The following is a 22,194-nucleotide window of genomic DNA, read 5'->3' on the forward strand; positions in this document are numbered from 1 at the left end:
AACAATCAATGCTGCAACAAGATTGATTAGCACCACTTTCTTCAGTAAATTGAGCAAAATTCCCTCCTAGAGCATAACGCCGCATTAAGGGGTGAACAACGCATTCCACCCAAACTAAACCATTGTGCCGTAAACACTAAAGCCAATTCAAACCAAAACTGCCGAGCGTTGTGAATCCCTCTTGAATGCTTTGTTAGTTGGCAAGCCTAACGCTTTGATTTGAAGTTAATTGCCGCTTTGCCAACACGAGGTTTACGTGTTTTGAAAAACTTAAATCAGGTGCAGTTTCAAAGCGCTTGTTGCTGAAACCACTTGGAACATACAACGCCGTAGAAAAGCGAACTGACAACACCAAGAAAACCTTTTGAAAAGACAGTGTAGCCGAGCAAACTTTCAGCGAATAAATCGGGTTCTGAAACAATAAGCCCAAACCGAAAAAACAACCGAAGCTCGATTCTCACAAACTCCTAAAGCTAAAATTTGAAATACGAAACCGAGCCGAAAACACACGGACATTAGCCCTAAACATTCTGCTTTAAGTACGCTTTGCCTCGTTGGCAACTAACGCCGCGTTAAGGGGTGAACAACGCCAACCACCTAACCTAAACCATTGTGCCGTAATCACTTAAACCGATTCAAACTAAAAATGCCAAGCGTTGAGAATCCCTCTTGAACGCTTTGTTATATGCCTGTTTTCTCAAGCTTCAATTATGTTCTAGCTCGAATGGCGAACACGGTGTGCCTTGGTGATACTTGAGTTGCCAGCAAGTACCGGTAAATACCCAAATTGAACAACGTTTAGCAAAATCACTAACTTCGCCAAATTCACTTACCAGAGCTGACTCGTACCTCAGAAGTTGAACGGAAGGTTCTAGCTGAATACATTCATACCTCTGTGGATGTATGCGAGTGCTTGAAGGTTCCTCACCTTCCATCATTTCTATGATTGAGTCGAAATCATAACTCGTACCTGATTTACCGACTTCCACAAAACTAGGATGGATTAGGCGCTCAATATCCGTTTTACTTTGACGTATTTCATACTGATGTAACTCGATCTCTTGCTCAATGAGAATATCCATTTGGTCTCCAAAACTTCAAAGGCATATAACGCCTTGTTAAGGTGTGAGGCACGCAATACAAAAGTGACCGCATAACACCTTAACCACTAAACCCAACGCAAATTAAAAATGCCACGCGTGCCAAGTCCCTCTTAAACGCTTTGTTAGGTAATACTTTTACCAAAATCTCCACCAAGGTTTGGACGCTGATTCAACTTCATTTTCAGATATGTCGACAACAAAGAAATCTGTATGAACTGCGACTAAATTATTATTCGAGTCGTAGCCACCAATTACCGGATAGAAACCATCTCCCCACCCTGAATGGAAAAGAATAAGGTTCTTATCACTATTAGGCAGCTGTATGTTTGCAAGCCCCTTACGTATTAGTGTTTTGCTGTCCATTTGATTGAACCAGCAGTCATCTCTACCATTGTCAAAAAGTCCTTCATACCAACTACCTTCCTCGGGCATTGTTGCTTCGATTGCATCTGCATCAGCAAAACAAGCTGTACCTGCATCAACACCATACCCCCAAAACTCACCAGCTTGTAAAATCTGATTAGTTGGTTCGCCATTCTTTGTTGGTTCTAAAAATTTCCGAGAACTCTCTATTTTCGTCTTATCTATAATTAAGCTAGCATACGCCTCTCTTATATGCGTCCCATCGAGATTAGAACTAACATCAGCCAATGTGACTATAACTTCATACTCTCCAGGCGGAACTTGAACAAAGGAGTTTCCAGATTTAGTCATACCAGCGAAAGGGTCACACGTGACAAGCTTCCCTGAAGGGAGGTTCAACTTTCCACACGAGATAGTACTTAACTCAATTTGATCACCCTGATTGGAAATCACTATTGATTTTAATGCAGACCATTCAGCCCCATTTGGATAACTCATAATTTTCCTTGTATTACCTAACGCCCTGTTAAGGTGTGAGCAACGCAATGCCGAGGCTCCCGCATACCACCTTAAACACTAAACGCAACGCATTGTAAAAATGCCACGCGTTGCGAATCACTCTTAAACAGTTTGTTAACTAACTACGATTTGTAAATATCTAAAAAGCTATAGCTCGGCTCGGGCATATTACGGGTATAGAAGGCTTCTGGAACATAATCCGTTTCAAACCCCAAGCAAAACCCGTATTTCTGGTAAGCAAGCTTTGCAAGTGCCAATAAAGGCACAGAAAAATAGCCAGTTAACTCTTCCTTTAATTTTTTTTGACTCCAATACTTGTGGTGCCCTTTGACCGCTTCATACATTACTTCTTGATATTCCGCTTCACCACAACCTGATTTATTTAGGACTTTTATCATCACATTAATCGTTGGTAAATTGATAAGGTTTGCGTGTTCAAAGGCTAAACCCTCAAGATACTCAGGAGTACTTACATCAATAAACTTCTGAATTAACGACTTAACGTCGCCAGATTTTATTCCAAGCATGGCCATCTGGAGTTCAAAGAAGGTATGAGACCGAACATTAGACCACTCAGTGCTTGGGTGATCGGCTGAGTTGGCAAGGTATTCTATATCGCTCACTTGCTCACAGAATAAAGATAGCCAAGCTGAATCTATCAGATGTGCCCCACTGATGGCGATGTGTTGAACTGTCTTCGCTCCTAAAGTCACCTCTGCTTTAGGGAGTACCACAGAAATCGTCTCTTCATCACTGAATAGCTGTGACTGTACTAATTTAATATCAAAGTACTGATGCATATCCATCGCTCTAAGACTGGATTCTATGTCACCAACCTTATGGTATAGACAACTTGTTAGAGAAAGACCTGCAAGGCTCACATCATATAAATCGACTTTGCCACTTTTATAGTAAAAATCAAAGTCATCAAGCAGTCGATTACATTTCATCCCATATGGGTTAGAAAGTCTCTTTAGGTAGTCTGCATGACATGGTATTGGTTTAAAGTGTTCTTTTGATGTCATATAAACATTTCTCTTTAATTTATTAACTGGATCGAAGGAGTTAGTTAACGCCTTGCTAAGGTGTGAGTAACGCAATACAAAAGCTACCGCACGGCGCCTTAAACACATAAGCCACCGCAAAGTAAAAATGCCACGCGTTACGAATCACTCTTAAGCAATTTGTTAGTACATGCGCTACTTCTATTTATGCGCTCCAAGATATTGAAAAGTAGCATGATATGAAAGGCTTTGAACACTGAAGTGAGACGGGCAGCTACAAAACTTTACCCCGATTGAAAGACGAAAGCTGGCTAGAAGAAAAACGCACTGAACTGCCCTACTTTCACTGGCTTTAAATTAAAAAAGGATTCTATCCTCGTCACTCAACAGCCACACCAAAAGTAATCAAGGCTCTCTCAAAAAACACCACGAAAATGAAAAAGCGCCAAAGAAATAGGCTAAGAGTTAGAAGCCGTAAACGGTGAAATCAAAGCGAACACTCCGCATATAGTGCCACCGGAAAGAACGTGAAAGGTACAAACTGAAAGGTGTAAAGACGAGCGCCAAAACAGATAAGCACCAAAACTTATGATCTTTGATGTCAAACCCGTACTAACGCCGCATTAAGGTGTGAGCAACGCTAAAACCAAACCTTAACCATACCACCGTAAACACAAAACCCAACCTGGACTGAAAATGCCAAGCGTTGCGAATCACTCTTAAATGCTTTGTTATGCGTACTTTTCCGCGAACATCTGTTTATAGGATTTATTCTGCAATGCTGAACCTGTCAACCCAAACTTGCTGGCTAGGGCTTCAAGTTCCGACCTATAAGCAATTAGCATTGATTCATCGTCTGTCATGATAGCGAACTCAGCAAAGTCGCCAATTCCATCTAATGAGTCAACCGTGATATGAAACTTGCCAACGAAATAGATACTTCGAGTTTTGGTAGCCTTTAACGTAATTTCGTACCCCATAGTTTCAAGCATACTTTTAGCATTTTCTGCATCAGTGATATTAGTCGCTTCACATCGGTCTGCCTCAGGGCCTTTTACAATCCAAAGCTTAATACCCGAAGGCTTCATAGTACGAATACAGACACTCTTATTCTGCTGATACAATGATTTATCAGGAGTATCAAAATAACAATCGGATTCTAGATTGTCCTCAACCATTATTTCATGGGGTATATTTTTCAAAACATTCATGAAATTAGTCTTCGACTCAAGGCGGTACTTTAGCTCTACCTCATATTTACCCTGAAAATGCTCATCGCTCATCTTGGGATCCTATAACAAAATGCGAATTTTACCATAAGAGTGAGTAGCTAATCATGATCGTACGCATAACGCCCTGTTAAGGTGTGAGCAACGCAATAGCGATGCTTCCGCATGCCACCTTAATCACTAAAACCAACGCATAGTAAAAATGCCACGCGTGCCGAATCACTCTTGAACAATTTGTTATACGATTTCTCACAACGAGCGCTGAAACAGACCTTTTTGGGCTTTGAAACCTAATTTTTCAAACAGAGCTTTAGACCGAAAGTTACCTTCATCAATGTCTGCATACAATTTTTCAATGCCCACAGATTTTGCGTGAGAAAATAATAAACTGAGAGCTTCCAACATATAGCCTTGTCGCCAATATGCTGAATTAAGTAAGCATCCAACCTCACATGAACGACCACAATCACTAAAACTATGTAAACCGCAAGTTCCAATAACTTTGTTGGTCGATTGCTCTAAAACTGCCCATTCCAGCGATTCACCCGACTTTTCTAATTGGACGACGCTTTCTAGCATCTGAAATATCAAATCTTTCGATGGAAAAACCGGATCTGAGGCAAATTCCATTGTTTGAACATCACCATAAATTTCAAACAAGTCATCAGAATCTTCCATTTGAATTGACCTCAATACAACCCTACTTCCGTGTAAATCAGGCTTCATTTTACTCCTTAATCGTATAACGCCGCGTTAAGGTGCGAACAACGCAATACATAACCCTCTGCAAAGCACCGTAATCACTCAACCCAACGCAAATCAAAAGTGCCACGCGTTGTGAGTCGCTCTTAAACGCTTTGTTATACCTGTTGCCAAGTATTAGTCCCACCGGTTTTTTCAAAAACTTGATGATTATCAAAATGTTTTATTAGGTCAGTTTCGAACAATGAAACGGTAGCGTTTGGGTTATGAAGAAATAGAATTTTACCCGTTTTCACTGAAAGTACAGCTATCGCACTGATGTACTTCATTCTATTTGTCAGCAAACCTGGATGCCTTTTTATTTCTTCGAACGATCCATCTCGATGAGCATAATATTCAGCTTTACCTAACATCGCTTTCTGGATACTCGGAATGAATAAGAAATCCATTGTTGCGAAGTCTCGGCAATCACATAAAACAATGACCCTACTAGCTTTTGATTCTCCGTAGTTTTTTAGCTGTTTAGCCGCATCTTTAATACTGTTTACAACACGATCGGAGTTCACTTGATATATGCCCAAACATTCATCTTCAATGTCACGTAATACTTGTTTTTCAGATGGGTTTTCAGTGAGTTCTTTAATCTCCCAATAGCTTAGGTGATTACCAAGATAAACTTCATAATCAGGTGTTTTCCCTTCAGACTCAGGGATTTTTCGAAACTTAATATTCTTAGAATAGAGTGTTGCTTCAAATTGGCTTTCTGACTCTGTCACAATTCCTCCGAAGGTATAACGCCCAATTAAGGTGTGAGGCACGCAATACCGATGCTTCCGCATAACACCTTAACCACCAAAACCAACGCATAGTAAAAATGCCACGCGTGCCGAATCACTCTTGAACAATTTGTTAGCATACTTTTTCAATGCTCATAGACCTTTAAGTGATTCTCTTATTTTATCCATAGTTTGAATTCCAAGTTCACTACTAACCCAACCGTACTGGTCTCCATGAAACCTAGGGAAAATATGCAAATGGTAGTGATCGAGTTCGTTGAAATAAGGTGCCTCTCCATTGTTTTGCATAAAGCCGATACCATCGGGATTGAACTTAGCTTCTATACGTTTATATAAATCTCTTGCAACGTCGGTGATCTCAAAAAACACAGACTCAGGCAGGTCAATGAATGTACGGTATTGAGTCTTAGGACAAATTAAAATATGCCCAAAGTTGATTGGATCATGATCTGCAAAAGCTATAACTTGGTCAGATTCGTACACGATGACCGAGTCAATTTCACGATTACCAATTTGTTCGACTATCGTAGCCATCTGAACTCCTATCAAAGTATGCTAACGCCGCATTAAGTTGTGAGCGACGCTTGGCTATACTTGAGCGAAGCGAAACCGCCAAGCGTTGCGAATCACTCTTAAATGCTTTGTTAAGTGTAATTTTCACTCCGCAAGTAACTTATGTAGTTCTTGCTCCTTAGCTTTCAAGCTAGGCTGAATTTCTTGTAACTTAGAAAGAATAAAGCTTTGCAAATGATGTGATATCTGGCTTCCTTTGGTCGCAAAAGCTTGCCCAGCAGGTGATTCAAAAAATTCTACTAACCCTTTTAGCTCTTCATCTGAATACATTTCTTGATAAGCGCTAGCAATATGATCTTTAATTTTTGGGTCAGAATAAATGCTCATTTGAAGGTTAATGATGTCATTAAATATTATTTGAGCATCATCTTTTTTGCTATCAGGGATGTTCTTGTTAGCTTCGACCTGCTTCTCTAGCATATTTCGCATTGAATCAGACATCTGCTTCACCGATGCATCGACTTCCATCAAATCGTACAGCCTCAACGACAGCTCTTTTGGGCTTGATTCCGCAAATACAGATGTTGAAATTACCAATAATAGAAATAAGATTTTTTTCATAACTCCCTCATTACACTTAACGCCGCATTAAGGTGTGAGCAACGCTACCACCAAACCTAAACCATTGCACGGTAAACACAAAACCCAACCTTAAATTGAAAATGCCAAGCGTTGGGAATCACTCTTAAGAGTTCCCAGACACTAATCACCATGACTCACCACTTCTCAAAAAACAACCTAACCGTTTGATTTAAAATAACATAACACTCTTTCACAGTCACCTTTTCTCACTACATCTCACAGCTCTAGCACCCCCTTGCGTACCCCAAAATCGATTGATAATTTGAAGGGGAACAAATAGATAAACAGGAGGGTAGCAGCATGGCTATCAATAAATTAACAAATACACAAATCAAGAATGCAGCGAAAAGTGACAAAGAATATTCACTATCAGATGGTGGAAACCTCTACCTAAGAATACGTAAAAACGGCTCTAAGAACTGGTTATTTATCTACACAGACTTTAGCACTAAAAAGCGTAAAAAAATGGGGCTTGGCTCATACCCTAATATGACGCTGGACGAAGTACGCAAGGTCGCTAAAGAGCTTCGTAAGCAAATGACGAACGGTATTGACCCAAAACTGTTTCGTGAAAAGCAGAAGTTAGACCATTTGGTTGAAAGCCAACAGACCTTTAAAGCGGTCGCAGAAAAGATGCTTCTGAAAGAAGAAATTCAAGAGACAACTAACCGAGAAAAGCTGATTGTCGAAGAACGTGAGAGAGCTAGAATTAACGGCACGGTATTCGGGCAAGATGAAATCGACCGCATCACCAACAAAGTACGCTCGTCACATCGCAAGCGTCTTTTCTTAAAACGTAACCTATATCCTAAACTAGGCAACCTCCCTATGGCCTATATCACCGCCGCTGGAGTCATTTCGGTCATCGAACCTATGCAAGCTAAAGGACAATTAGAAAATGTTAAGCGTGCATGCTGCATTGCCAATCAAGTGATGAAATTCGCGGTAAACTCAAACATCATTAAATCTAATTGCTTAGCCTATATTAAAGACAACTTTGCCAAATCGAAAGTCACTCACATGCTCAAAGTACCGCCAAACGAACTTGGTGAAGTGATGGCTATCATGTCAAACAACCAAATGAAACCCGTCACCCGTTGCGCGTTCGAAATGCAAATGCACACGATGACTCGCGCAGATGAACTCGCTGCCATGCGCTGGTGTGATATCAACATTAAGAATAAACTTTGGACAATCCCAGCTTTCTACACTAAAAGCAAACGTGAGCATTTGGTGCCGCTGAATGACTACACGTTAGGGATATTAGAGTTCATTCGACCAATATCAGGAGAGCACGTCCACGTATTTCCATCTGACAAGCCGAATACCAAATTCCCGCACATAAGTCCTTACGCCGTGAATTCATCACTCAACCTCACTAGTTTAAAAGGAAGGCTCGTCAGTCATGGGTTTAGGGGCATTGCTAGCACGTATCTCAATGAACACAAACAGTTCCGTGAAGATGCAATTGAAATGTGTCTTGCTCATTTAGATAAGAACACCACTCGAGCTTCATACAACAGTGCGTTGTATCTCGATGAACGATACGAAATTCTTCAATTCTGGAGCGATTATATTGTGGAATCGACAGGCAACTACTATTCGATTGCAGGACAATATCAAGCGGAGAATAAACAGAGCGCATAACCAGCGCTTCAGTATGCATTACCACTGAGCCTGAATGGCTTGACACCACTTAACTCACCGTCACTTATGACACCCTCAACCAGTTTAGGGTGCAGCTTTCTGCATCCTAAATTCAGCCAAGAAGGAATCACGCCTATGCCAAATTCGAACTTACATCAAACTCACTTAAGCCAATTTGAGGTAAAACCCATCAGCGAACATCCTCGCTTTAGTGAAATGCAAGCACTGCGCCGCTTACGTCGAAAAGGACGCCTTGCCCTGCCCCGTCAAAACGGAAACATCGGAGTAAAACAACACCGTCAGCTTCGCGCCCATCATATTTCCACCAATCAGCATGGCATTTATCAAGTCAAAATCACACCGCCGATTTCATTAAAAATATCAGGCCATATTAAGCCCCACTATTTTGTAGCACTGAAAACAGACGAACCGAAACATGCAATAAGCAGAGCGAAAGCAGTGCGCTTACAAGCTAAGTTCTTTTTCCAAAACAACCCCCATGCCCTTCCCGACTCTCTGTCATTGAGTCAGCAATTATTAGTGCAAATACACTTAGTGGCTAAGCATTTTCCTGTGGTTCGTGCTTACAAACACAAACCGACAAAAGGCGACTTCCCAACCTTGCCCCCTCTAGACTTGAGCTATTCAGAAGAGGAACTTCGTTTTCCATACTTCAACTGGTTAAGTGAATTGATGGCAGAGCGTGAGCATTCAGGAATGTCTCAATTCAGACTCAATCAGATTGCAGACTACCTTCATCATTTTTTACGCTTCGTTGACGACAACCACTCCAGCAGCAATGAAAGATTATACATACAGACACAAGACATTCGTCAATATCGTGAGTCACTCCGCCAATCTAACGTATGCCACAAAGAGCAAAAACAGCGTATTGATGCAGTACACTTTTACTTTCGCTGGCTGACCTATCGAGGCTATTGCACTACCCCAAGACTGACACGTCCCCTTTTCTCTTAATTAGGAGTTTAACCATGATGATGACTAACCCTATACGCCTCAGCGTCATTTCTGCACTCGATGAAGGCCTAGCTTACTCCCATTCAGACTACTTTGCGCCGCTTCTGATGCAAGGTATCAGTGCGGTAGACATCGGTCTCATTGAACTAGTCACCACGATATTACGCACTGAACCATATCTCAATGAAACTGACCTGCTCGATCGTGGAGTGAGTCCAAGGCAAATTAAACGTGTGTTGGGTGGTTTTGACAACTTCAAGCAACTGTTGAAGATTGATGATTATTGTTTTAGTGATTTACTACGAGATAACAATTGGGATATTAGCCACGGCATTACGCTCTCGTACTTCCAATACCAGAAATTTTATCAAGATATACGCAGAGACTACATTCAAGGCCATATTGCTGACATGCATCCAAACTTATCGGTATTACTCAATGATGATTACTCAATTCACTCCGTTCCTATCACCCGAAGCCATTATGCCACTGTTCCCGCTACAGACGCCGAAGCAGCAGCGGTGAGTTTTGCTTTACTGTTCAGAGATTACGAATTCATTGAGTATGACGAACCGAAATCGCTCCTGACTTTACAAGCGCATCGCCGAGATAAAGCTGCCGTCATAGAGGTACGTTGCCTCGCTTCGAAATTTTGTCAAAACACGGCAGCAGGGATTTGTGTCGTGGATGACGCTCAAGCCATGACTAAGCTCAGAAATCAGAAGAAGATTCTTGATTTTAAAACCTTGATTGAGAGAAACACGCGTAACACCAGAATACCAACTTAGACACCTTGAACATCTCAAACATGGCATTAGAACTAGAGATACAGCTTTCTTTTAAGAAAGCTGTTTTACTCTCTTTTGGACATTTGTGAGTTGAACGAAGCCGCCCCGCGGCAGAAATGAATAAGCACCAACAATCATACTCTTTAGTAACACCATCATGTCGGTGGTGTGTTACTGGAGAGAAAACACTATGACCCCGTCTGAAAAGGAGCGCTTTGACGCCTTATATCAACAACACCTTACCCAACTCAAGCTTCAAGGTAAGCGAGCAAAAACCATCTCTGCATACTCTCTGGCTGTGCGACGTATCACCGAGAACTTTGATCGGTATCCTGATACCCTGACCATTGAAGGCCTGCAACGATATTTCAGTCAACTGATTGGGCAGGTCTCCTGGAGCACGATTAAACTTGACCGCTGTGGGCTTCAATTCTTATACAAACATACGCTCAACAAACAGTGGGAATGGATCGGCATTTCAAGCCTCCGAAAGTCAAACGTCTTCCGAATATCATTTCTCCTGAGCAAGTCGCTCAGATTATTAACACCACCCGTGAACCCCGTTACCGAGTGTTATTCTTACTTTATACACGATGGGGCTTCGGATTAATGAGGCTCTCAATCTCACATCGCTGATATCGACAATCATAATATGCAAGTCCATATTCGCTATGGAAAAGGCGGCAAAGATCGATTGGTCCCACTCCCTCACAGAACGCTTCATACTTTACGCCGATACTGGTGTTCCCACCGACATCCCCAACTGTTATTCCTAAGCAAAGGTAAGTGTTGCGATGTCGCTTTTCATGATCAAGGAGCACAAAAAGCGCTTAAACAGGTTGTATAGGATGTGGTATTCATAAGCGAATTACACCTCACTCACTTCGACATTGCTTTGCAACCCACCTCTTAGAGCAAGGGCTTGACCTGCGTTCACTGCAAATACTTCTCGGTCATGCGAGTTGAAATACAACGGCTCGTTATACTCAACTCACACAACTCAAGTTACATGATGCTAATCAAGCCCTCAATCAACTGGCTGACCGCCTGCATCTCGACTGGAAGTTGACCGTGTGAGCACTTTTATCGACCTGTTACGCCAACATCGTCACGAGCTTGAACAAGACTATGGGCATCACTTTAACAGCGATATCAAACGATCCATCTCTGCCATGCTACGGTGTAAAACAGAGAAACAAGGACTTTCGCAGTGGTATTGCTCCCACTGCCACCATGACGACCGTCTCACTCTCTCGTGTGGAAATCGTCACAGTCCTCAATGTCAGCATCGTACAACATCCGACTGGCTTGAAAGACAGAAAAGTAAGCCGCTTCCAGTTCATTACTACATGGTAACCTTCACATTACCTTATGAACTGAGAAGCTTAGCTCGATCTGCTCCCCGAGCGCTTTATCAAGCCATGTTCCGTGTGGCTTCATCTACGTTAAAAGACTTTGCTCACAGGCAAAACCAAGGTGAGTTGGGATTTACCATCGTCCTTCATACACACAGCCGAAAGCGAGAGCTACATCCTCACTTAGTACGGCAGAACTCTATGGGCGGTGTTCGTGAGCTTATGAGTAATGTTTTGAGTGAATACCTCTTCTTTCGTCCTAATAACCAATCGAGTTGAGTTTATTCTGAAAGTCCAGCACTTGTTGCAAATCTTGCTGAGTTTGATTTTCTTCTGCTGTAATTTTTGCGATTTCATCATCAAGTGCGCGAATCTGAGCATTGAGGATTTCGGTAATCACCCGCTCAGAAGTATTGCCATACTCACGTTTAACCACTGAACAGATCTCATCAACTGCCTGATATAAACTAACAGCCGCTTGACGCTCTTGAGCGTTTTGCTGATCTTGCGCCTTGCCTTCGCTATACACATCCCATAACGCGGTAAGTAGCTGAACAGCGATTGCACCTTTTCCTGCCCATTTACCCAACGTTTTCTCCCATCGTCCTTTTAAACCCGGGATCTTTAACTTACGACCTTGAAGTAGTAAGCCCTTGATATTGTCAGCGGAGCCCATATTTCCAAGCCCTTTAACCACCTTGTCTAGATACTCAGAATTATTTGAGCTCAAACTTTGTTGTAAGCGGTGAGAAACCTCAACGTTTAGTAGACCCTTAACTTCACCCAAACTATCGTTGATCCACGCTTCTAGCTTGTCTCCAATTGGGTCAATTAAACGCTGCAACTGGCTATCAAGTTGCGCTTGATCTTGTGTACTCTGTATACAGCCACTGATATCAGACTTCATCAACATCAGTTCATGACTGATCATATTTCTTGCTTCTATTACTAACGAGCGTTGGCGACTTACAAGCATTTGCTTATCTTCTCGGCAACGCATCAATATCTCGTTATGTTCTGAGGTGTCTGTCGTGGACAGTTGGTTTACCGCTGGCTGGTACCAAAGTTCATTAACTGCACTCTGAATTGCTGACAGTTGATTGTCTTGGTTGTCTGTTGATTTTAACCAGTCATTAAACACCTCAATGAACTCACTGTAACCAGAGCGTTCAAGCAACTGAGGGTGATTATCTTTTAAACGTCCCGTCAATGCCGTTTTCGCATTCATTGGTAACACTTTAATATGCTGAATGCTTTCATTACTCACGCCATATTCAGAAGCTTTATGACAAAGAATCTGAAGGATCTTCTGATAAGCTGTTGCTTTATCTGAATCGTTCGTAAGCTGATGGTTAAGTACAATGAAAATTTTCTTATTCAGCTTAATCATTTCAAATAATCGATGATAAAGATCCTTTGAATCTTGGTCCCCTTCTCGGATGACAAACAACATCACTTGAGTACGTTTAATCTGCTCAATTGTAGTCTGTTCATGCTCAATGGGAGCGTTGACTCCTGGAGTATCTAACAGTCGATACCCGTTCCAATCATAGTAATCAACCGTGTCGGTGGTCGGAATGTCATTTACGGTTGCTTTCTCTTGACCAATAAGCGCATTGATCAATGTACTTTTGCCTGCGTTATACGCACCATAAAGCATGACTTGCAGAGTGTTATCATCTAGCTTTTCTTTTAACTCGGCATAAACACGTTCAATCTGATTATTCGGATGATAGGCGCCAACTAAACACTTTGATTCATCAAGGTTCTGAGTAATTTCAATAAATGGATTTCTCATAATTTATACCTTCAATGCTTGAGTTTTTGAAGCACAGTTTTCAATCGCAATTACTATGGAATCAGCGTATTGCTGTAAGGGCATGAAAGATGTTTGCACATCACTAAAGACGTGTTCTACCAATTGTGGCAATTGCTGACGTACTGCTGCTGATGTGGTTAGGATGACTTGATCTGGCGAGACCCCAACCGCTTCTTTGTGAGTGGAGATTTCGACAAAGATTCGTTCACCGAGTTTATTGCCGCCAAAAGAGCCAATCGCACCACCAATCAAAGCACCAATAGGTCCACCCACCGCAAACCCAGCAGCTGCCCCGCCTAATCCACCAGCACTCGAAGCGATACTCGACGCTCGCCTACCCGTGACCTGTTTAACGTCAATAGTGATATCATCAAAATCACCTAAACTGCCACTCGACAGGTCGCCTGAAACACGCTGAATATTGTTAACGTAGCCAGATAGCTCCTGCGTCAACGTATTGCTGATTTGCTCTTCAATTAATTGGTTTAGCTCACGACTTATCGCTTCTTTATCGCGGTTGTTCATGTGCTTATCGACGATTAAGGGTACTTCACACAGTACGTTATCAAGAATCTGGCTCGACATCACATTTTGCTTTTGGCGTAAGTTATACGTTGTTTTTGTTAGTAGTTGCTGCAACTCTCGCACTTGCGGTAAAACATTTTCATTCAATGAATGCAGTACTTCACCATCCAAGAAGTTAATCATTTGGCGCTTAGCTTTAACCACCTTATATTGGTTAGCTTCGTTCACTATTACTACCAGGCGTTCAAACAGCGTTTGCAAGCCAGCCTCTTGTAATGCGTTCTCAGAGGTCGCTGTAAGTGTTTTGTACGCATGAACCGATACGGATACCGCTTCTTTCAAATCATCAACACCGCCTAATGCCGTGACTCGGCTATGCACATCTTCTTGCTGCAATTGGCGAACTTGGGCTGATTTATTTTCCACTTTTTGGATAAGGTCTTGCGCCTCATCACACCAATCCTCTACCAATACGTCACTTTTCGTGATGACGGGTTGTAATGGTTTTTTCTTTTCAAGCTCAAGCTTGAGATCTTGCAATTCTTGTACTTGCCCTGGAGAACTTGATGGCGTAAGCCATAAAATAGCGTCTGCGCTGTCGGTATAGAGACGAGTGAGATCACCGTTTTCATCCACTATCGAGTGAAGCCCCGGTGAATCTAATAGCACCAAGTTTGAGCCCAGCTCTACACCTTGGATCTGAGCGGTAGTCTCGGTGACACCTTCGGCAAACGCACCCTCAAAATATTTAACTTTGCCGTCTTTAAAGCAAAAACGCTTAATCTGTTCAGGAGCAAATAGATTCGTTAAGTAATTACAAAACGAGCTTTTACCTGCATTCACTTTGCCAAATACAAGTAAAATAACACGATCAGCAAACTGCTCGCTGAGCGCTCGCATTGGTGACGCCTCTTCTAATTTTGCATCCCAACTTAGCACCCCTTGATAGATGGAAGCCTTTAGTTGTGTCGCCAATTTAAACAATGGATGCTGCTCATTGATCCGCTTGCTACTAAACTGAGCTGCTTGGGTAAGCTCTACAACCAAAGCGGATTTTATTGCAACTAAATCCTGCTCTTTATCCGATATGTATTTGAAGTCTGACTTAAATTTTTCTAACGCAGTAAGAAATGGGTTGCTATTGGTCATTTTTCCATTCTCTTACAAATTGATTAAATCGTTTTCAAGCTGCTTCATTTCTTCTAGCTGCTTACTAATTTGTTCGATTTGTCGTGCCTGTTTAGTCGATTTTTTGCTTTCTTGAAATGCTTGAATTGCCGTAACTTCAAGATTGCTATTTTTTGATGCCGCGACTAATGAATCTGCTGAAATCGACAAGCTATATTTATTAATAAAACGATTGGCGTGCGCTCGATTTTGTTCTGTAATTTTCCGCTCTTTTGCTTCTCGTTCGGCTTGTGCTATTTTTGCTTTTCGTTCAGATTCTGCTCTTTCTCTCTCTCGCTCTAATTCTCGTGATCCCGAGCTAGCACTCGAACTTGAATCATCATCAGATAATGCGGCACCGACAACACCAACGACACCTACCACTGCAGCGCCAATTAACCAAGGAATAGCCATAATTAACTCCTACTATTTACATTACTGTTCTTGGTTAAACCAAGGCTGCTGATAATTGTTTTACGTCACGCTTTAACATACTAAGTTCACTGCTCTGCTGAGAGCGTAGCCCTTTTAACTCTGCATTCAATGCCTCTTTTTGCGCAGAAAAATCCAGCAATAGTTTAGACTTCAAGCGTTTCATTTCTTTCTTGCGTAATTCATCAATCTCAGACACTAAAGTAGCAGTCAGATCAAAGAGCGCATGGATACCACTCTTTTCGCAGAAAACCGCTTTGTCCTCTTGAAGACCTCTGTTATAACGATGCGCTGACACAGAAATGATTTGTAAATCACGTAAATCAAGACTCCCTAGTAATTGTTGGCGAATTTTCTCCTCAACAATAGCTACTTCATCGGCAGACTTTTGATCGATTTGCGTTAAGACTAAAAACATCTTCTTACTGTAATTCTTGTCCTGACGTGCTAATTGTTGGAAAATTTGCATCTCATATTTATCTAGCTCACCCGCTTGAGCTTGGTGAACTAAAAACAAGTAGTCAGCCATTTCAAACGCACCTTTAATGGCAGCTTTGTCATCTTGTTTATGCACATCGGCATCAAGCCCAGGGGTGTCAATCCAAATAACATGATCTTGTTCAAGCTCTTTGTTCTCAATGGTTTCGCGTTTATCTGCTGCTTTGAAAATCGCTTCGCCTACCATAGCATTTAATAATGTACTTTTACCGTGATTATATTTCCCAAACACTGCTATACGTGGTTTAGTCGCATTATTTTTCAAGTACAGCAAACGGTTTACATTCTGCTCATCCGTTGGTAAAAACTGCAATAGTTTATGTTTGTCCATCTTTTAATTTAACTCTGTAATGACTTGGAAGCTCGGCTTCCAATTGCATGTAATTGCAAACTTCAGCATTTTTAAGATAGTAATCTGTTAATGAAAACTGGTTTTCAAAAAGCTGCTGATACCCTTCATCAATTCGGCACACTAAAGGTCGCTCTTGATATATTGTGCAGCCAACATCAGCATTGAAGTACAAGCAAATACCATCACCGTTGTGAAAGATTTTCAACTCAGGCACATGTTGAATTTGTTGGCAACACAAGCCGCAACGGGTGCACGGGTAACTCATAGGTGGATCAATGCTTCACCTTGGGTGAATAGAGATAAGATATTCTTAGACCACTCACGATAAACAATCGCCAAGTTTGGATTAAGTCCAAAGTGCGTAATCATATCATTCAATAGTTGCTGCTCTTGCTTGGCAACTTCTCCATCCGCATAAATAAGCGCCATTAACTCAAGTAACGCAATTTTCTGATGGCTATCACACTCAAAAGTATTGAGCACTGATGCTAGATCAAACCTTACTGCATCATACTCAATATCGTCCATTTGCATTTCCATGCAGTACTTTGCAATCAAGACTTCTTCTTCCATTGAAAAGTCATTGTCAGAATGCGCAACATGATGAGCAAGAGCAAGAAATGCTTCCTTTTCATCTATTGATAAACGGTTCAAAAACATAATCGTTCCTTTAATAGCTTCGAATACTGCTTGTTCTAATATGGATTCGATTGTTATACAACACCTGACACAATAGCTAAACCTAACACTTTAGCATTAGATTTGAATTTTCCATATCCTTGAAATTCATCACATTTCGCACTGAACCACAGAATAAAAACAGACCAATATGGCACTAGATGTATTCTTCTGGCGTGGCTATTTGATAATTATTCAGTAAGAGGTAATGAGTTAATAAGCTTACGAGGTGGGAAATGAAAGACGCATGACTAGGAAAGTTTTAAAGGTTGAATGTGTGGCGTATCAGTCGACAGACTCTAACTCTAGCGAAGTACGATTTTATGTAACATGCTTTAGTCAAATCGAAATGACTTGTGCAGTTTATCTCTAATTACCTCCTCAATGACCGCATAAACTCTCACCAAAGCCACATAAGACTAGCATTCATCAGATGATTTTTCTTTAGGCAAATCCAGCTGCGAACGCGAAATCTTGGTCGAAACTGATAATGGGGCAGAAGTTTGTCGCGGTGACTGGGGGAAGCAACTGAGAAGGATTTCTTCTTAGTTGCCAGTGCGGAATGGGGAAAAATAAGCTGGTCGCACATTCATCGATTTGCTAACCCGATGATGATTGTGAGAGAACAACCTAATTATAAAGCTGGCTTTGTTTTACAGCGTTTTACCAATCATCTGGCTCACGAAGCTTTGCTTCTTGTCGGCTTACAGCTTTATCTTGAATATGTAGCTCTAGGTCGAGAGATGACAGAAGGCGCATCAGACTTTCGATGCTAGAAGAGGCCGGATCGCGTTCAAGCTTTGATACTGTTGTCTGTTTTAACCCAACAATGTCGCCGGCTTTAGTCTGGTTGCGTCCTTGAGTTCTGCGTACATCACGTAGGTATATTCCCAGTTGCATAGGACTTGTTATGAGCATATCTGCCTCCAATGTAAAAGTTATCCTCTATAGGGGATATTATCACTTTATCCCCTATAGGGGTTAGAGGTAATTGTAGTAGCGTTTGTTTTGATGGAGAGATTAATTGAGATGCGTCAAATATTCCTAGGTCCAAAGCGTCATTGGATTTGCTGTCAATTTGTGCTTTTAAACTCTTTCGTCGATGCGTGGACAGCGCTGCCAAAACCCGCTATACGATACACTTGTTACTCTCAAACCTCTGCCAAACAACATCACATAGTGTACCGATGGCTTAAAACGTCGCTTCAAATGGCAATAATCCCGCTAACTGATGCGCATAGTTTTCCCAAAACTGACACTGCTCTCTCGTCATAAATTCATGGTGTGGCGCTACCTTAGACTGAATAACTCTCCCATCGCAAATTCGCATCCGACCACAGGCACAACTGAAATGCTCGTCATAAAAACGAACGTCAAACGTTAACCCCGGGTTTTGGTCTGACAAAGCAAAAACTATCTCCTTAGGATACGTATTTAGTGTGGTGAATATGATTGGTTCTAAATGCGGAGCCCCTTCTTCGCATGCTTCCTGAAACCGAAGCAAATTAATATAGTCCCCCATATCTGCAGGAAAATCATCTTTCCATGGATTAAAGCATCGATAAGGCACACCGCATTCAAATACACCGCAGGCCCCCCAATGACGCATCATCCACGGCTCTTTTATAAAGTAATCCGTGGCGTTTTGTATCGCCGCTGGCATCGGGACAATGTTGTTGAAGTCAATTTGACCAAAGTGGTCAACAATATTATGGTACAGTGCTTTGCACCTTTCTGAATCGCCACTTATGGTCAATTCGCTGGTAATTCGATAAGTCATATATTAATCCCTATTTTTATTATTGTTTTTTAATCAGGTATAGATAAGACGCCTATCACTAGAAAGACGGAGAAACGCCTTTACTGTCTTGAAATGAATAGGCGTTCAATTTCTGAATTAAGCTCTGCGCTTTAGCGCAGAGCTCGATGGCCTCTTACTGAAAGTTCATATATTGCAGGAGCGGATTCGCTTGTTTGAGCGTCTGACGCTGAGCAAGCAGCTCAGCGACCACACGTTTTTTGTCTTCTCCTATTGCACAGGCAATAAGAAACGCATCGACTTCATGCGACATGAAGCCCACAGCCTTTGGACCCAGTTGTACTGCGGGCGGAAATGTGCCATCATTAATTCGGCGATGTAAGGTAGCTTGAGATAAACCAACGCGTTTTAATACGTCAGCCTTTTTTTCTATTTTCAGTTGATTAATTGGGTGTATAAGCGCCATGAGACGCCTCCGTTTATTTTTATTATTATGGCTCAAGGAGCCGTTAAAAATATAATATTCGAGTTTTAAAGTGAAAATCAATCATTTTTTCGTATTTATTTAACCAGAAGTAAATATATATGCCTTATATATTTCACGGAAGGCAGAATATATAAACTTCATATATTAAACATCATATCGATATAGCCTGCTATAGCAATCAAGAATAGATAAGTATTAACACAACCTCTCTATTAATTCATTTCATTCAATAATCACACCTCTCGTTTATTTTTACGCCCCATAAAACTCAGCTTAATCTATGTAATATCCGCCCCGACAACGACTTACTCAGTTCCAGTGAGACAACCTGAAAGCGACTGAAAGCACCAGAGACACAATGATAGTGCAGCGCAAATGCTTTGTCGCAAACGGCATTTGCAATGTCGTAACGCGCACTTTCCCTGTCGCACTCGACAAATTCCGTGTCATATTACGCAGTAAACACAGGATTATTAAAATCGTCATATAATTTCCATTTCACTTATTTAAAATAAACACTTCCAATCTCATTAATTATATCGTTATAATAAAAACACTCAGAACAAAAACAGTAACAAGCTGATATCGCTCGTCCTTATTTGTTCCAAATAAAAACGCACGAAAACTTGCCTCACATGGTGAGGTTGCGCTAACAGCCTTCGGCGTTATCGCTTGAAAACACAAAACACTCTAAATAATTAAAATAATAAATAGAGAATTTAAAAAATGGATATTAATATAAACACAGTCGCAGCAACTGTCATTCGCTGCACATCTAGAAAACATAAACAAATACTATCGGAATTCATTGAAAGTCACAGCTACTCAGCAGATGAGTTGACTACACTACTCGCAGGACTGTTACCCTCGCCGATTGAATCTGGGGTAGCCATCGCTTCACACCAAACCTTTATTTCAGAGCTTTCTCACGCTTTATATCTCCACCAACATCCCAATGACGCCAATAAAAATGAGCTGATGAATGCACGCAAGTTAATTCGTATCGTTCAGGCGAATTTTAAAAAACAACGAAAAAGTGACAAAGAGCTGTATTGCAAAGCAGTGAAAACCAATCTCACTGAAAGCGAATACCAGCAGTTACTTGAGGTCATGCACAGCTATAATTATAAATCAGTGAGTCGGTTCCTGAGAGAGGTCATAACTCAAAAACTCACAGTCAAACCTCAACGCAGTGATGAAATCACAGAGTACTTTAAGCAAACAAAGCGCATCGCCACAGTGATGGAGTCACTCATTGACGAAGGTAACCCTGCGTACGACCACGAAATAGCCCGTCAACTAGGTGATGCTCTGTATGAACTAAAACAGAATTTACAACTCACCCGAAATCTCGCTATCGACGCTCATAATTCTCAAACCGCCGAGCTGTTGGCCATGCAATTTTTGGACAGCCGTACGTTGCGTGAGCTTTACCGCAACAAGCTAGAAGTGGAGAACGCCAGTAATGATATTTGAGGAATTACAATGTAAGAATGATAAACAAACGGTGCATGATGCCACGCAGTTAGTTCAATATAGTGCCAAGCAAAGTGATGATGTAACACTGCTGGTTGAATATTCTTCAAGTCGCTCAAAGGGTGACAAGCTCGGGGGAACATCGCAGTTTATCTGCGCCAACGAAATCGCTTCGGTTCCCCTGAATGCAAAGAACCAAGATGCCCGAGACATTGATTGGAGCCGTGCTATTGCTGAACTGCAAAGCGCTTATCTTGCTAATACTAATACGAAACAGCCCTTTCGCCACTTTGTTGTCTCCCTGGCGGAAGGGGAACAGTTACCCCTAGTCCAATGGCGAAAGACAATTAAAAAGCTCATGACGCACCTAGGGTATGGAAATGCTCGTTATATCGCATTCAAACACTGCGATACCGACAATGAACACGTCCATATTGTAGCGTCTACGACTGATTTACTGACAGGTAAAATCATTTCGAACTGGCAATCACACCTCAAAGCCCAAGAAATTATGAGGGAGCAAGAAGTTACGCTAGGGCTACAAACAGTGCAAAGCTCAGAGGAACTCCACTCAAGTTACGACACTGATGTACAAGGCGAAAAAGAGAAAACGGTGATTCGTATGATGAGAAGAAAAGTGGATGCGGCGATTCGTACTCTCCCTTCTGCTTGCTCGTTGGCTCAGTTTGAAGTGGCACTTCTCAACCAAGGCATTGAAATCGAACTCATTCCCGACAGCGCAAACACTCAATTTAAAGGTATCGCCTACCGATTTCATCAATATCGCCTTGCTGGCTCATCTCTACGCAGTGGTAACAAATACACCTTAGGCAAACTCATTAAAAATGGTGTGATGGATGCCAAGGCTCTATTTATCGACAACTACAATAAGCACGATGAAAACATGGAACAAGCTACGGTTCATTTTAACAAAATTCGTAGTCTGGCAATTAAGCACGCTGAAAAACTAAAAGCGGACATCGAAGCATACGAGCATCAGCAATACCGTTACCTCCTCTTTTCATTTGCTCGAAGCCAAGAAGCGGCAATGGAAGCTGAAGTGGAATACTGGTTTGAGTATGCCAAAATACGCTCAACCCGAGACAGAGCGGTGGTGAGGGCTATATATGAGTGTGAAAAAGCGATTTACCACGCATCTGGAACGATGAGTAAAATGTTCTACCATTTGATCATAACCCTATTAGAATACTCATTAATTAACCGTTGTAAGCTAACAATAGCTCCAAACACAATAAACCATCAAACCCCTATATACTGCCAAAGTGCTTAAAAGAGCTTTATCCAAGTTCACCTGGTTGAAACAATGGAAATACCGCACTTATTATCAAAATTTGGAGGCG

At 41.6% G+C, this 22,194-nt stretch carries 22 protein-coding genes and 2 pseudogenes; 7 read left to right on the forward strand and 17 right to left on the reverse strand.

Annotated features, from left to right (window positions below):
* Positions 1–704: 704 nt before the first annotated feature.
* The 8 genes from R7R24_RS22315 to R7R24_RS22350 all read right to left on the reverse strand — a co-directional run bounded on the left by R7R24_RS22315 (position 705) and on the right by R7R24_RS22350 (position 6,851).
* A complete protein-coding gene (locus tag R7R24_RS22315) occupies positions 705–1,082 on the reverse strand; it encodes a DUF4440 domain-containing protein (protein WP_054579707.1) in 378 nt (125 codons plus the stop codon).
* Between the two features lie 156 nt (positions 1,083–1,238).
* Entirely contained in the window at positions 1,239–1,964 is a 726-nt protein-coding gene (locus R7R24_RS22320; protein ID WP_054579706.1) for a DUF4241 domain-containing protein, read from the reverse strand.
* A gap of 143 nt (positions 1,965–2,107) precedes the next feature.
* Complete coding sequence (locus tag R7R24_RS22325; RefSeq protein WP_081008310.1) at positions 2,108–3,010, reverse strand: Imm49 family immunity protein; 903 nt, start codon at positions 3,008–3,010, stop codon at positions 2,108–2,110.
* Positions 3,011–3,720: 710 nt separating this feature from the next.
* The gene (gene cyaB, locus R7R24_RS22330; protein ID WP_054579705.1) at positions 3,721–4,272 is read right to left on the reverse strand and encodes a class IV adenylate cyclase; all 552 of its coding nucleotides are present in this window, start codon (positions 4,270–4,272) and stop codon (positions 3,721–3,723) included.
* Between the two features lie 195 nt (positions 4,273–4,467).
* Positions 4,468–4,944, reverse strand: coding sequence for a GNAT family N-acetyltransferase (locus tag R7R24_RS22335; protein ID WP_054579704.1), 477 nt, complete (start codon positions 4,942–4,944; stop codon positions 4,468–4,470).
* A gap of 134 nt (positions 4,945–5,078) precedes the next feature.
* Positions 5,079–5,696 carry a hypothetical protein gene (locus R7R24_RS22340; protein WP_054579703.1) on the reverse strand — a complete coding sequence of 206 codons (618 nt, stop codon included), beginning with the start codon at positions 5,694–5,696 and terminating at the stop codon, positions 5,079–5,081.
* A 153-nt stretch (positions 5,697–5,849) separates the two neighbouring features.
* Positions 5,850–6,251 carry an HIT family protein gene (locus R7R24_RS22345; RefSeq protein WP_054579702.1) on the reverse strand — a complete coding sequence of 134 codons (402 nt, stop codon included), beginning with the start codon at positions 6,249–6,251 and terminating at the stop codon, positions 5,850–5,852.
* A 123-nt stretch (positions 6,252–6,374) separates the two neighbouring features.
* Complete coding sequence (locus R7R24_RS22350) at positions 6,375–6,851, reverse strand: DUF2059 domain-containing protein (protein WP_054579701.1); 477 nt, start codon at positions 6,849–6,851, stop codon at positions 6,375–6,377.
* 321 nt (positions 6,852–7,172) lie between these two features.
* Between R7R24_RS22350 and R7R24_RS22355 the strand changes: the two genes are divergently transcribed.
* The 5 genes and pseudogenes from R7R24_RS22355 to R7R24_RS22375 form a co-directional block, all read left to right on the forward strand.
* Positions 7,173–8,519 (forward strand): tyrosine-type recombinase/integrase, encoded by a 1,347-nt coding sequence (locus R7R24_RS22355; protein WP_069501029.1) that lies wholly within the window; start codon positions 7,173–7,175, stop codon positions 8,517–8,519.
* A gap of 135 nt (positions 8,520–8,654) precedes the next feature.
* Complete coding sequence (locus R7R24_RS22360) at positions 8,655–9,497, forward strand: hypothetical protein (RefSeq protein WP_069501030.1); 843 nt, start codon at positions 8,655–8,657, stop codon at positions 9,495–9,497.
* Positions 9,498–9,511: 14 nt separating this feature from the next.
* Positions 9,512–10,285: a hypothetical protein gene (locus R7R24_RS22365; protein WP_046028459.1), complete on the forward strand. Its 774-nt coding sequence runs from the start codon at positions 9,512–9,514 to the stop codon at positions 10,283–10,285.
* A 190-nt stretch (positions 10,286–10,475) separates the two neighbouring features.
* A pseudogene (locus tag R7R24_RS22370) lies at positions 10,476–11,362 on the forward strand (tyrosine-type recombinase/integrase).
* Positions 11,359–11,826 (forward strand): annotated as a pseudogene (locus R7R24_RS22375) (transposase zinc-binding domain-containing protein); the annotation flags it as partial. The pseudogenes R7R24_RS22370 and R7R24_RS22375, both read left to right, overlap by 4 nt.
* A gap of 73 nt (positions 11,827–11,899) precedes the next feature.
* On the opposite strand, the gene R7R24_RS22380 reads toward R7R24_RS22375, so the two are convergent.
* From R7R24_RS22380 to R7R24_RS22420, 9 genes are all read right to left on the reverse strand, one after another.
* Complete coding sequence (locus tag R7R24_RS22380; protein WP_046028461.1) at positions 11,900–13,438, reverse strand: GTPase; 1,539 nt, start codon at positions 13,436–13,438, stop codon at positions 11,900–11,902.
* A 3-nt stretch (positions 13,439–13,441) separates the two neighbouring features.
* Positions 13,442–15,133 carry a dynamin family protein gene (locus tag R7R24_RS22385; protein WP_069501032.1) on the reverse strand — a complete coding sequence of 564 codons (1,692 nt, stop codon included), beginning with the start codon at positions 15,131–15,133 and terminating at the stop codon, positions 13,442–13,444.
* 12 nt (positions 15,134–15,145) lie between these two features.
* On the reverse strand, positions 15,146–15,565 hold the full coding sequence (locus R7R24_RS22390) for a hypothetical protein (protein ID WP_046028465.1): 420 nt from the start codon (positions 15,563–15,565) through the stop codon (positions 15,146–15,148).
* 34 nt (positions 15,566–15,599) lie between these two features.
* The gene (locus R7R24_RS22395; RefSeq protein ID WP_029851777.1) at positions 15,600–16,412 is read right to left on the reverse strand and encodes a GTPase; all 813 of its coding nucleotides are present in this window, start codon (positions 16,410–16,412) and stop codon (positions 15,600–15,602) included.
* Entirely contained in the window at positions 16,399–16,698 is a 300-nt protein-coding gene (locus tag R7R24_RS22400) for a YkgJ family cysteine cluster protein (RefSeq protein WP_029851778.1), read from the reverse strand. Before R7R24_RS22400 ends, R7R24_RS22395 begins: the two co-directional genes overlap by 14 nt.
* Positions 16,695–17,093, reverse strand: coding sequence for a hypothetical protein (locus R7R24_RS22405; RefSeq protein ID WP_029851779.1), 399 nt, complete (start codon positions 17,091–17,093; stop codon positions 16,695–16,697). Before R7R24_RS22405 ends, R7R24_RS22400 begins: the two co-directional genes overlap by 4 nt.
* Before the next feature lie 681 nt (positions 17,094–17,774).
* Positions 17,775–18,029: a helix-turn-helix domain-containing protein gene (locus R7R24_RS22410; RefSeq protein ID WP_045545245.1), complete on the reverse strand. Its 255-nt coding sequence runs from the start codon at positions 18,027–18,029 to the stop codon at positions 17,775–17,777.
* Positions 18,030–18,303: 274 nt separating this feature from the next.
* Positions 18,304–18,891 carry a hypothetical protein gene (locus tag R7R24_RS22415; protein ID WP_069501034.1) on the reverse strand — a complete coding sequence of 196 codons (588 nt, stop codon included), beginning with the start codon at positions 18,889–18,891 and terminating at the stop codon, positions 18,304–18,306.
* A 154-nt stretch (positions 18,892–19,045) separates the two neighbouring features.
* On the reverse strand, positions 19,046–19,336 hold the full coding sequence (locus tag R7R24_RS22420) for a helix-turn-helix transcriptional regulator (RefSeq protein ID WP_045545244.1): 291 nt from the start codon (positions 19,334–19,336) through the stop codon (positions 19,046–19,048).
* A gap of 747 nt (positions 19,337–20,083) precedes the next feature.
* Between R7R24_RS22420 and R7R24_RS22425 the strand changes: the two genes are divergently transcribed.
* The gene (locus R7R24_RS22425; RefSeq protein ID WP_318119626.1) at positions 20,084–20,833 is read left to right on the forward strand and encodes a chromosome segregation ATPase; all 750 of its coding nucleotides are present in this window, start codon (positions 20,084–20,086) and stop codon (positions 20,831–20,833) included.
* Positions 20,823–22,124, forward strand: a complete 1,302-nt coding sequence (locus R7R24_RS22430; protein ID WP_140147874.1) for a relaxase/mobilization nuclease domain-containing protein — start codon at positions 20,823–20,825, stop codon at positions 22,122–22,124. The genes R7R24_RS22425 and R7R24_RS22430 overlap by 11 nt, the downstream gene beginning before the upstream one ends.
* Positions 22,125–22,194: the final 70 nt, after the last annotated feature.

It is taken from the genome of Vibrio sp. 704, assembly GCF_033339295.1.

Coding starts and splice junctions, on each gene's coding strand:
- R7R24_RS22315 (WP_054579707.1), bottom strand. CDS start 1,082: ATGGATATTCTCATTGAGCAAGAGATCGAGTTACATCAGTATGAAATA.
- R7R24_RS22320 (WP_054579706.1), bottom strand. CDS start 1,964: ATGAGTTATCCAAATGGGGCTGAATGGTCTGCATTAAAATCAATAGTG.
- R7R24_RS22325 (WP_081008310.1), bottom strand. CDS start 3,010: ATGACATCAAAAGAACACTTTAAACCAATACCATGTCATGCAGACTAC.
- cyaB (WP_054579705.1), bottom strand. CDS start 4,272: ATGAGCGATGAGCATTTTCAGGGTAAATATGAGGTAGAGCTAAAGTAC.
- R7R24_RS22335 (WP_054579704.1), bottom strand. CDS start 4,944: ATGAAGCCTGATTTACACGGAAGTAGGGTTGTATTGAGGTCAATTCAA.
- R7R24_RS22345 (WP_054579702.1), bottom strand. CDS start 6,251: ATGGCTACGATAGTCGAACAAATTGGTAATCGTGAAATTGACTCGGTC.
- R7R24_RS22350 (WP_054579701.1), bottom strand. CDS start 6,851: ATGAAAAAAATCTTATTTCTATTATTGGTAATTTCAACATCTGTATTT.
- R7R24_RS22355 (WP_069501029.1), top strand. CDS start 7,173: ATGGCTATCAATAAATTAACAAATACACAAATCAAGAATGCAGCGAAA.
- R7R24_RS22360 (WP_069501030.1), top strand. CDS start 8,655: ATGCCAAATTCGAACTTACATCAAACTCACTTAAGCCAATTTGAGGTA.
- R7R24_RS22365 (WP_046028459.1), top strand. CDS start 9,512: ATGATGATGACTAACCCTATACGCCTCAGCGTCATTTCTGCACTCGAT.
- R7R24_RS22380 (WP_046028461.1), bottom strand. CDS start 13,438: ATGAGAAATCCATTTATTGAAATTACTCAGAACCTTGATGAATCAAAG.
- R7R24_RS22385 (WP_069501032.1), bottom strand. CDS start 15,133: ATGACCAATAGCAACCCATTTCTTACTGCGTTAGAAAAATTTAAGTCA.
- R7R24_RS22390 (WP_046028465.1), bottom strand. CDS start 15,565: ATGGCTATTCCTTGGTTAATTGGCGCTGCAGTGGTAGGTGTCGTTGGT.
- R7R24_RS22395 (WP_029851777.1), bottom strand. CDS start 16,412: ATGGACAAACATAAACTATTGCAGTTTTTACCAACGGATGAGCAGAAT.
- R7R24_RS22400 (WP_029851778.1), bottom strand. CDS start 16,698: ATGAGTTACCCGTGCACCCGTTGCGGCTTGTGTTGCCAACAAATTCAA.
- R7R24_RS22405 (WP_029851779.1), bottom strand. CDS start 17,093: ATGTTTTTGAACCGTTTATCAATAGATGAAAAGGAAGCATTTCTTGCT.
- R7R24_RS22410 (WP_045545245.1), bottom strand. CDS start 18,029: ATGCTCATAACAAGTCCTATGCAACTGGGAATATACCTACGTGATGTA.
- R7R24_RS22415 (WP_069501034.1), bottom strand. CDS start 18,891: ATGACTTATCGAATTACCAGCGAATTGACCATAAGTGGCGATTCAGAA.
- R7R24_RS22420 (WP_045545244.1), bottom strand. CDS start 19,336: ATGGCGCTTATACACCCAATTAATCAACTGAAAATAGAAAAAAAGGCT.
- R7R24_RS22425 (WP_318119626.1), top strand. CDS start 20,084: ATGGATATTAATATAAACACAGTCGCAGCAACTGTCATTCGCTGCACA.
- R7R24_RS22430 (WP_140147874.1), top strand. CDS start 20,823: ATGATATTTGAGGAATTACAATGTAAGAATGATAAACAAACGGTGCAT.